Raw genomic sequence first — 10,461 nt, 5'->3', positions numbered from 1 at the left:
GCGTCCGATCCAGCCGCCAGCACCATGTGCAGACTCAATGGAGGGTTCCATGCCAGTTCTGATGCCGTCAGCCGACGTGCCGACGATCGACATCTCGCCGCTGTTCGGTGACGACCCGAACGAGAAGGCCCGCGTCGCCGAGGCGATCAACAAGGCCTGCCGGGGGTCCGGCTTCTTCTACGCCTCGAACCACGGCATCGACGTCAAGCTGCTGCAGGACGTCGTCAACGAGTTCCACCGGAACATGACCGAGCAGGAGAAGTACGACCTCGCGATCAACGCCTACAACAGGAACAACCCGCATGTACGCAACGGGTACTACATGGCGGTCAAGGGGAGGAAGGCGGTCGAGTCCTTCTGCTACCTCAACCCGTCGTTCGACGACGACCACCCGATGATCAAGTCCGGAACACCGATGCACGAAGTGAACATCTGGCCGGACGAGGACAGGCATCCGCGATTCCGGCCGTTCTGCGAGCAGTACTACCGGGACATGCTCCGGCTCTCCACGGTCCTCATGCGAGGGTTCGCGCTGGCCCTGGGGAAGCCCGAGGACTTCTTCGACGCCTCACTCGCGGAGGCCGACACGCTGTCCTCCGTGTCGCTGATCCGCTACCCGTACCTCGAGGACTACCCGCCGGTCAAGACGGGTCCGGATGGGACGAAGCTGAGCTTCGAGGACCACCTGGATGTGTCGATGATCACCGTGCTGTACCAGACCCAGGTGCAGAACCTGCAGGTCGAAACGGTGGACGGGTGGCAGGACCTGCCGACGTCCGAGGAGAACTTCCTGGTGAACTGCGGCACCCACATGGCCCACATCACCCACGACTACTTCCCGGCTCCGAACCACCGCGTGAAGTTCGTCAACGCGGAGCGGCTGTCCCTGCCGTTCTTCCTCAACGGAGGGCACAACAGCGTCATCGAGCCCTTTGTGCCCGAGGGCGCGGCCGGCCAGGCGAAGAACGAGCCGGTCTCGTACGGCGACTACCTCCAGCACGGCCTCAGTGCGCTGATCGTCAAGAACGGTCAGACCTGAGGGCGGTGGCCGGGACAACCGGACGTGAGACGGTCCTGACGGCGGTCTGCCCGTGGCGGGTACCGGACCTGACCGGCGGGACCTCGGCTCAGCGGTCGGCGGGCGCGATCGGCGACGCCGAAGCGGCGGGCCGTACCCGTCCCCTGGAGCGGGTCAGTTCCGGTTCCGCGCGCCGGGCGGCAGCCGGCCCACGGAAGCCGCATGGGAGGAGCGGGCCCCGGCGAGGGCGGGGCCCGCTCCTCCCGTGCCCCTGTCCGGCTTCCAAGGGGCCGGGGGTGGCGGAGGTCCCTGATCGCGACCCACTGCGGCGGCCCCCGGACACCGAGTCCGCCGGGACCGGTCTGACGCGGTGTCCGCCCGGCACCCGACAGGGTGTGACCAGGGCAACGACGATGCCCGCGAAGTGACTCGCGGATCGCGGTACGGCGCCCGGCGGCGAGCACCCGCGGCCCCGACCGTGCGCGCCTCGGTCACCACCCCGAGGCGCGGACGCCCACGCCCCGTTCGACGGTGAAGGCCCCGTCCCGGCCGGGAACCGAGTTGCGACCCGAACCCCTTGGCGCATGAGCATGGAGGAAAGATCAATGGCGGGCTGCTCCCCCGGCGCACCCCATCGGCACGGCTCACCGGTGGAGGGCACCGAACCGCCGGTGGGGAGGGCGCCATCACCGGCAGACGCCGAAGGAGAGCGGCCGGCGCCCGAAGCGGCCGGCCACGCACCCGTACCCCCATCCGCACCCGCACCCGCACCCGGCACCGCGGCGGCAACGGAATCGGAATCGTCCGGGAACGAGCCATCGGCCCCGGTCGCCCTCGAGGCGCCGCGCCGTGCCGGGGCGAGCGCTCTCCCCGGCACGGTCGCGGTCACAGCTGACGCGGCCGACGCGGACGCGGTCACGGCCGACGCGGACGCGGACGCCGGTGCGGCAGCGGCGGAGCCGACCGGCCGAACCGCGACCGCGGACGGGCACGCCGGCAACCCGCCGGATTCACGGAAGGGCCCCCACCCCCACGCCGACGGCACGGCCAGGGCGTCCGCAGTGGCGCAAGCCCACAGCGCCGGGCAGCAGGACACGCCGCACCCGACGGAGCCGCCCGCGCAGCCGCCCGGCACTTCCGCGCCTCCCGGTCCCCCGGCCCTCACCCGTGGGGGAAGGGGCAGGGTCTGGATCCCGCTCGCAGCGCTTCTCGGGATCGGCCTCCCGGCCGTACAGGTGCTCCGCCCGCTCCCCGAGCCGACCCTAACAGTCGATCAGGTCCCCTCTTCCGTCACCGTCGACGGCGCCGCGTTCTCCGTTCCGTGGCCCGGGAAGGGACAGGGCGCCGTCAAGGTCGTCGGCTCGGGCACCACGGCGACGTTCGGCGAGGAGAGGCCCGTCCCGACAGCGAGTGTCGCCAAGATCATGACGGCCTACGTGATTCTCCGCGAACACCCGCTCGGCAAGGGCGAGGAGGGTCCTTGGATCGAGGTGGACGCCCAGACCGTGGAAGACGGCCGGGCCAGGGACGAGTCGCGCATCGTGGGTCTCAGGGTGGGCCAGACCTTCAGCGAGCGCGACATGCTGAAGATGCTGATGATCCCGTCGGGCAACAACATCGCCCGGTTGCTGGCACGTTGGGACACCGGCTCCCGGGACGAGGCGGCGTTCGTCGGGAAGATGAACGCCGCGGCCAGGGCACTGGGCATGGAGAACACCACCTACACCGACCCCAGCGGCCTGGACGAGAGGACCGTCAGCACCGCCGTCGACCAGCTCAAACTGGCGGAGGAGGTGATGAAGTCCGACGCGTTTCGCACCATCGTCGCCATGCCCAGCGCCGACATCCCCGGTCTTGGACGCATCCACAACAACAACGACCGCCTGCTCCTGGCCGGGCTGAACGTCACGGGCGTCAAGACCGGCTCCAACACCCCGGCCGGGGGCACCCTGACATGGGCGGCCCACAAGACCGTGGCCGGCGAGGCCCGGTTGATCCTCGGCACGATGATGGACCAGCGTGCCGCCGGCCCGGACCCCAACGGCGCCGACAGCCTCATCCTGGTGCAGGACAACAGCAGGAAGGTCATCGAAGCGGTACGCGAGGCCCTCACATCAGCCACCGTGGTGCACAAGGGCCAGGTCGTGGGCCGCGTCGACGACCGGCTCGGCGGCCGAACCGCGCTCGTGGCCGCCGAGGATCTCACTGCGGTCGGCTTCGCCGGGCAGAAGCTGAGCGTCGGCTTCAGCGACGGCGGCCGGTCCGTCCCCCGGACTGCGAAGGCCGGCACCGTCGTCGGCGAGTTGACGGTGGGCACCGGAGACGGGGCCCGACGGGTCCCGGTGGCCCTCAGAACCGACCTCACCGCGCCGACCGCCGGCGAGAGACTGCTCCGGCTCGGCTGACCTCCGTGGCGCGCGGCACGAGCCGGAGGACGGTCACGGACCGGGGCACGGTCACGGGCCGGGGCATTGGTCACGGACCGGAGGACCGTCACGGACCGGGGCAACGGTGTTCCGTGGGTCGGCGGGGCCGCCTCGCCGTTGGGCACCGCGTCGCTTGACGGGGGGCAGCGGCAGTGGGTTGCATACGTTCTGTGATCGCGCACCGGGCGCCAACCTGCCCAATCCCCCTGTTCCCTCCGTCCCGGCAGGCCCCAGGAGCAGTGCCGTGGACCCGGTGATCGTGGTCGGCGCGGGTCCGGTCGGGCTCGTGCTCTCCCTCGCCCTCGCCGCCCAGGGCGTTCCCTCCGTGGTGCTCGACGAGGGCGAGGGCAAGGACGATCCGCGCCCCGCGCGGACGGTCGTGCTGCGCGCCGACACCGCGGCGCTCGCCGAGCGGCTGGGCTGCGCCACGATCCGTGACGAGGGGGCACGCTGGGTCGGCTGGCGCTCGCTGCGGCGCAAGCAGGAGCTGCGCCGGGTGGAGTTCCACGGAGAGGATCTGCCCGCGCCCGTGCACATTCCGCAGCATGCGCTGATGCGCGGACTGCGGGACGCCGTGGACACCACCGATCTGGTGCAGGTCGCCGCGTGCACCCGGCTTGACGCCCTGGAGCAGGACGGGCGCGGCATCACCGCACACACCCGCGGCGTCGATACGACCTGGTGGCGGGGGAGTTTCCTGGTCGGCTGCGACGGGGCCCGGTCGACGGTCAGGAAGCTCCTCGGGATCCGCTTCCCCGGCCGGACCGCCGTGGAACGCCACGCCGTCGCGGCCCTGCGCACCGAACTCCCCTGGCCCGGCGAGGGTGTGCTGCACCGGCTGCCGCCGTGGCGCACGGTCGGTGACGAGGTGACTGCGCGGCCGCTGCCCGACGGCGTGTGGCGGCTGGACTGGCTGCTGCCCGCCCGCGGCGAACTGGTGACCCCCGACGCCCTGGTGTCGCGGGTCCGGGACACCCTGGCCGGCTGGTGCGACGGACCGCCTCAGTACGACCTCCTCGACACCGGTGTCCACACCCTCCACCACCGGCTGGCCCGGCGGTGGCGGGTGGACCGCGCCTTCCTCGCCGGGGACGCGGCCCATCTCCTCGGCGCGGTCGGCACCCAGGGAGTGGACGAGGGGGTGCGCGACGCCGACAACCTCGCGTGGAAACTGGCGCACGCCTGGCACCACGGCGCCTCCGACACCCTGCTCGACAGCTACCAGGCGGAACGGCGCACGGCGGTGGCGTCGCGGCTGCGGGCCGCGGACCAGTCGCTGCCGATACTGCGCGGCACCGGGGGCCTGCGGACGTATCTGCCGGGCGCCGCCCGGGGCCACGGCACCCTGCTGACGGACGGGCACCTGGGGCTCGGCCCGCTGGGTGCACCCCCCGCCTATCCGCACTCCCCCCTCACGCCCCGGCACACCGGGGCGCTCACCGCCGTCGCCACCCCGGTGGGTGCTCCGGTGGCGGACGTCGCCGTGACGACTCCGGAGGGAACGACCAGCCGGCTGCGGCACCGGCTGGGCAGGGCCAGGCTGCTCGTGGTGCTGGTCGCCCCCGGCACGGGGGTGTGGGACCGGCGCCACTGGGTGACGGCGGGCGTCATGCCCCGGCTCGCCTCGACGGTGTCGGAACTGCCCGCCCGGGCGGAACTGCTCGTCGCCGAGTCCTACCCGGGGGCATCGGCGCACACGGTCCTGCTGGTGAGGCCGGACGGGCATCTCGTGGCGGCCTTCGGGGGCGTGCATCCGGCCGAGCTGCACGCGGCGGCCGACACGGTACGCGGAGGTGCTCCGGTGGACTCGGGGACCCCTTCCGAGCACGCCACCGCCCGACCGGACTGACTCTCCGTCTGTACTGCCGCACTGCCCCACTGCCGTAGTGCCGCACTGCCGTAGTGCCGCACTGCGGACGTCGGTTGTGCGGCGCGGGCGCACCGCGCCCACGGCCGGCACGGCCCCGGGCCGGACACGATGCCCGCGTCCGAACCGGAGGGGTGGTCCGGGACGGCCCTCAGGACAAGCCGTCCCCCAAACCGTCCAGGTCCTCGGTGTCCTCGCCCTCCTCCTCCAGGGCCCGGCGGACCACCCGCAGGGCCATGCCCTCCGGGTATCCCTTGCGGGCGAGCATGCCCGCGAGGCGGCGCAGCCGGCGGTCCCGGTCGAGGCCCCGGGTGGAGCGGAGTTTCCCGGCGACCAGCTCGCGTGCCGTCTCCTCCTCCCGGTCGGAGTCGAGCCGGCCGACCGCCTCGTCGATCAGCGCCGGGTCGACGCCCTTCGTGCGCAGCTCACGCGCCAGGGCGCGGCGGGCCAGTCCGCGACCGTGGTGCCGTGACTCCACCCAGGCGCCCGCGAACGCCGCGTCGTCGACAAGGCCGACGTCCTCGAAGCGCGAAAGCACCTCTTCGGCGACCTCGTCCGGGATATCGCGCTTGCGGAGCGCCTCGGCGAGTTGTTTCCGGGTCCGCGGGGTGCCGGTGAGCAGGCGCAGGCAGATCGCCCGCGCCTTCTCCGCCGGGTCTTGGGACGGCAGCTCCTCATCGGCCCTCGACGATGCGGAGCTGCCGCCCGTCCTCTGCGCGGTACGCCGCGTGCTCGGGTCGGGCACGGTGCCGGTCAGCCCTTGGCCGCCGCAGCGGTCTTGGTGGCCTTCGCCGCCTTGGCTGCGGGCGCGGGCACCGACTTGGCGGGGGCTTCGGCGGGCGCGGCGCTCGCCGTGTCCGCACCGGGCTCGGCCGCCGGGGCCTCCGTGCTGCTCACTCCGACGCCCAGCTTCTCCTTGATCTTCTTCTCGATCTCGTTGGCGAGGTCCGGATTGTCCTTCAGGAAGTTCCGCGCGTTCTCCTTGCCCTGACCGAGCTGGTCGCCCTCGTAGGTGTACCAGGCGCCGGCCTTGCGCACGAAGCCGTGCTCCACGCCCATGTCGATCAGACCGCCCTCACGGCTGATGCCCTGGCCGTAGAGGATGTCGAACTCGGCCTGCTTGAAGGGCGGCGCGACCTTGTTCTTGACGACCTTGCAGCGGGTGCGGTTGCCGACGGCGTCGGTACCGTCCTTGAGGGTCTCGATGCGGCGGATGTCGATGCGCACCGAGGCGTAGAACTTCAGCGCGCGGCCACCGGTGGTGGTCTCGGGCGAGCCGAACATCACGCCGATCTTCTCGCGGAGCTGGTTGATGAAGATGGCCGTGGTCTTGGACTGGTTGAGCGCGCTGGTGATCTTCCGCAGGGCCTGGCTCATGAGCCGGGCCTGGAGACCCACGTGGGAGTCGCCCATCTCGCCCTCGATCTCCGCTCGCGGCACGAGCGCGGCGACGGAGTCGATGACGATCAGGTCGAGGGCGCCGGAGCGGACCAGCATGTCGACGATCTCGAGCGCCTGCTCACCGTTGTCCGGCTGGGACAGGATGAGGTTGTCGATGTCGACGCCGAGCTTCTTGGCGTACTCGGGGTCGAGGGCGTGTTCCGCGTCGACGAAGGCGACCTGGCCGCCGGCCTTCTGCGCGTTGGCGACGGCGTGCAGGGTCAGGGTCGTCTTGCCGGAGGACTCCGGGCCGTAGATCTCCACGACACGGCCTCGCGGCAGGCCGCCGACACCCAGCGCGACGTCGAGCGCGGTCGAGCCGGTCGGGATGACCTCGATGGGCTCCTTCGACCGCTCGCCCATGCGCATCACGGCGCCCTTGCCGAACTGTCGTTCAATCTGCGCGAGCGCGGCGTCGAGCGCCTTCTCGCGGTCGGTTCCTGCCATGGGTTCCACCCGGTTTGCTTGAGTCGATCGCTTCACGTCCAAGACGCTAACCCCTGCCACTGACAATGCGCCCCGACGTCCTCCAACCTGTGGACAACCCGGCGAGAACCCGGGATCCCAAGGCCGGACCCCCATAAGAATGGATGTTCGATTTTGGTGTCAAGCGCGTCTCCGCACCGCCCGTCGTGGGCCGCACCGGCGCCCGCGGGGCTGCCGGGACGACCACCGTGACGACCGGTGGGACGACCGGCCGACGACCGGCAGGACGGCCGGCAGGACAGTCGGCGGTACGGCCGGCGCGACGACCGGTATGCCGGCTGCCGGCAGCGGGCCGCCGGAGGACGGCCGCCATCCCGGAGAGTTCTCAGCCGCCGCTCTCCCCGTCGGCCGCCGACCCGTCCTTCTTGCTGCGCAGGGCCCGCTGCACCCGTGCCAGCACCACCTCGCCGTGCCTGCGGTGCCCGTGGACCCGCGGGTCCTCCGTCACGGTGTAGCGCTTCACGTACGCGCCGAGGAAGGCCTGCAGCGTGGCGACCGCCGGAATCGCGATCAGCGCGCCGACGGCACCCAGCAGCGCGGTGCCGGCGATGACCGAGCCGAACGCCACCGCCGGATGGATGTCCACCGTCCGGGCGGTGAGCTTCGGCTGCAGCACGTAGTTCTCGAACTGCTGGTAGATCAGCACGAAGCCCAGCACCCACAGCGCGTACCAGGGGTTGATCGTGAAGGCGATGAGCATCGGCAGGGCGCCCGCGAGATAGGTGCCGATGGTCGGGATGAACTGCGACACCAACCCCACCCACATGGCCAGCGCCGGGGCGTAGGGCACATCCAGCATCGCCAGCAGCACATAGTGGGCGAACCCCGAGATCAGCGCCATCAGCCCGCGCGAGTACAGATACCCGCCCGTCTTGTCGACGGCGATCTCCCAGGCCCTCAGCACCTCGGCCTGCTTCGACGGCGGCAGCACCGAGCACAGCGCCCGCCGCAGCCTCGGCCCGTCCGCCGCGAAGTAGAAGGAGAAGAGGAAGATCGTCAGCAGCTTGAACAGGCCGCCGAGCACCGTCGCGGAGACGTCGAGCACGCCGGTCGCGCTGTTCTGCACGTACTTCTGCAGCCAGTCGGAACGCAGCAGGCTGTCCTGGATCGCGACCCTGGACAGTTCGCTGTGGAAGGTCTTGTTGATCCAGTTGATCACCTGGTCCAGGTACTGGGGGAACTCCTCGACCATCTCGACGATCTGACCGGCCAGCAGCGAGCCGAGTGCCACGACGAAGCCCACGCTCGCCGCCAGCACCGCGATGAAGACGAGGAACGTGGCGATGCCGCGACGCATGCCGCGGGCCGCCATGCGGCCCACGGCCGGCTCGATCGCCAGCGCCAGGAAGAACGCGATCAGCACGTTGATCAGCAGGCCGATCAGTTGGTGGAAGGCCCAGCTGCCGAGCTGGAAGCAGCCGTAGAGCGCCAGCGCCAGCACCATGGCGCGGGGCAGCCAGCGGGGCATCCGCCCCGTCGCGGCCGCCGCGGCAGGGGCCCCTCCGGCCCCGTCGGCCCCACCCGCCCCGTCGGGGGCGGCTGCGGGCGCAGGCACGGTCGCCCGGGCCGGGGCGCCGTCCGAACCGCTCCCGGGGTCGTCGCCGGGCCGCCCGGCCTCCGTGTAGAGGGAGGTCGGGCGGTTCTCGTCCTGGGTGGTCCCGTCGTTCGCTGCCACGGAGCAAGTCTCGCCTACCCCGGCGACACCCGGCACGGGTCTGTGGACGAAGCCCGTCACCACGCGCCGGACCGGCCGGGCACGTACCTCACCGGCACCGGGCCTGCCCGCCGGGACGCGGGGCGCGGGCACTGGACGCGGGACAGGATCGCGGGACGGAGAGGACGGAGGACGGAGGACGGGGAGGACGGAAGGGGGGGGAACGGAGGACGGGGAGAACGGGGAGCGACCGGGAGGCGCGGGCGCTGGACGCGGGACGGTGGAGCCTCCGGGTCAGCGCCTGTCCGCGGGGATGCCGACCGCGGCGCACACCCCTCGCCAGACGTCCTTCGTCTCCCAGCCCGCGGCCAGCGCCTCGTACACCGTCCGGCCCCCGAGTTCCGTCATCACATGGTCGCGTGCGAAGGAGTCGGCGTAGGCAGCACCGAAGTGCTCTTCCATCCGCTCCCAGAAAATCGTCAACCGCATGACACCAGTATCCGCCCCCTGAGAGTGCACACCCGTCCGTCGGCCTTGTGCGAAGCCCGTTCGCCCCTACCGTCGGAACATGGCGGGAACACCTCTGGCACGCGCCGAGCACTTCGTCTGGCTCACGGCCCGCGTGCTCGAACAGCGACGGTTCGCGTACCACTTCCTGGGGGCCGCGGCGGAGCCGGTCGAGGCCGCGCTGACGGCGTACCTCAACGAGGACGGTGGCTACGGCCACGCCCTGGAACCCGATCTCCGCGGCCCCGCGAGCCAGCCGCTGCACACGGCGCACGCCCTGCGCGTGCTCGACTCGATCGGGCGCTGCGGCGGACTGCGGGCGGAGCGGATCTGCCGCTACCTGACCAACGCGGCCACCCGGGACGGCGCCCTGCCCGCGATCCATCCCTCGCAGCGCGGCTATCCCACGGCGCCGTTCTTTCCCATCGTGTCGGATCCGCCCAGTGAGCTGCTGGCCACGGGGCCCGTGGTGGGTCTGCTGCACCGCAACCAGGTGTGGCACGCCTGGCTGTTCCGCGCGACCGACTTCTGCTGGGCGGCGGTGGAGGGGCTGCGGAAGTCGCACCCGTACGAGATCCAGGCGGCGGTCGCGTTCCTGGACGGGGTCCCGGACAGGTCGCGTGCCGAGGAGGCCGCGGCCCGGCTCGGACGGCTGGTCCGCGAGCAGCGGCTGGTGGTGCTCGACCCGGACCGTTCCGACGACTACCCGGTCGCCGGGGGCTACGCGCCGGGCGAGTACCACTACCCGCACGACTACGCACGCGTACCCGGCTCGCTGGCGCGGCGCTGGTTCACCGACGAGGAGATGGACCGGTCGCTGGACCACCTCGCCCGTGAGCAGCAGGAGGACGGTGGCTGGCCGGTCCGGTGGCGCCGGTGGGCGCCCGGTACCGCCCTGGAGTGGCGCCCGCTGGTGACGCTCGAGGCGCTGCGCACGCTGCGGGCACACGGGCGGGTGCTGCACTGAGCCGGCCCGCGCCCTGGCTGCCGGCCCCGCGCACCCTGCTGCCGGCGCCGCCTTGCGTGCCGGCAGACGTCCTGCGTGCCGGCAGACGTCCTGCAT

Annotated in this window: 7 protein-coding genes and 1 pseudogene; 4 read left to right on the top strand and 4 right to left on the bottom strand. The window is 72.0% G+C overall.

Annotated elements, in window-relative coordinates:
* Positions 1 to 49 precede the first annotated feature (49 nt).
* The 3 genes from DDW44_RS23090 to DDW44_RS23080 all read left to right on the top strand — a co-directional run bounded on the left by DDW44_RS23090 (position 50) and on the right by DDW44_RS23080 (position 5,293).
* Positions 50 to 1,039, top strand: coding sequence for an isopenicillin N synthase family dioxygenase (locus tag DDW44_RS23090; protein ID WP_240800689.1), 990 nt, complete (start codon positions 50 to 52; stop codon positions 1,037 to 1,039).
* A 1,214-nt stretch (positions 1,040 to 2,253) separates the two neighbouring features.
* Positions 2,254 to 3,423, top strand: coding sequence for a D-alanyl-D-alanine carboxypeptidase family protein (locus DDW44_RS23085; RefSeq protein WP_208647999.1), 1,170 nt, complete (start codon positions 2,254 to 2,256; stop codon positions 3,421 to 3,423).
* A gap of 265 nt (positions 3,424 to 3,688) precedes the next feature.
* The gene (locus DDW44_RS23080) at positions 3,689 to 5,293 is read left to right on the top strand and encodes an FAD-dependent monooxygenase (RefSeq protein WP_108907583.1); all 1,605 of its coding nucleotides are present in this window, start codon (positions 3,689 to 3,691) and stop codon (positions 5,291 to 5,293) included.
* 169 nt (positions 5,294 to 5,462) lie between these two features.
* Here DDW44_RS23080 and recX read toward each other — a convergent pair.
* From recX to DDW44_RS23060, 4 genes and pseudogenes are all read right to left on the bottom strand, one after another.
* Positions 5,463 to 6,152 (bottom strand): annotated as a pseudogene (gene recX, locus DDW44_RS23075) (recombination regulator RecX); the annotation flags it as partial.
* Positions 6,065 to 7,198, bottom strand: a complete 1,134-nt coding sequence (gene recA, locus DDW44_RS23070) for a recombinase RecA (protein ID WP_018888351.1) — start codon at positions 7,196 to 7,198, stop codon at positions 6,065 to 6,067. The gene recA and the pseudogene recX, both read right to left, overlap by 88 nt.
* A 364-nt stretch (positions 7,199 to 7,562) precedes the next feature.
* Complete coding sequence (locus tag DDW44_RS23065; protein ID WP_341867093.1) at positions 7,563 to 8,705, bottom strand: AI-2E family transporter; 1,143 nt, start codon at positions 8,703 to 8,705, stop codon at positions 7,563 to 7,565.
* A 480-nt stretch (positions 8,706 to 9,185) separates the two neighbouring features.
* Positions 9,186 to 9,380, bottom strand: a complete 195-nt coding sequence (locus tag DDW44_RS23060) for a DUF3046 domain-containing protein (protein ID WP_017950001.1) — start codon at positions 9,378 to 9,380, stop codon at positions 9,186 to 9,188.
* Between the two features lie 79 nt (positions 9,381 to 9,459).
* Here DDW44_RS23060 and DDW44_RS23055 point away from each other — a divergent pair, with 79 nt between their 5' ends.
* Positions 9,460 to 10,365, top strand: a complete 906-nt coding sequence (locus DDW44_RS23055; protein WP_108907581.1) for a hypothetical protein — start codon at positions 9,460 to 9,462, stop codon at positions 10,363 to 10,365.
* Positions 10,366 to 10,461: the final 96 nt, after the last annotated feature.

It is taken from the genome of Streptomyces tirandamycinicus (assembly GCF_003097515.1).
Classification (GTDB): Bacteria; Actinomycetota; Actinomycetes; order Streptomycetales; family Streptomycetaceae; genus Streptomyces; species Streptomyces tirandamycinicus.
This window is presented reverse-complemented; position numbering and strand designations above follow the sequence as displayed.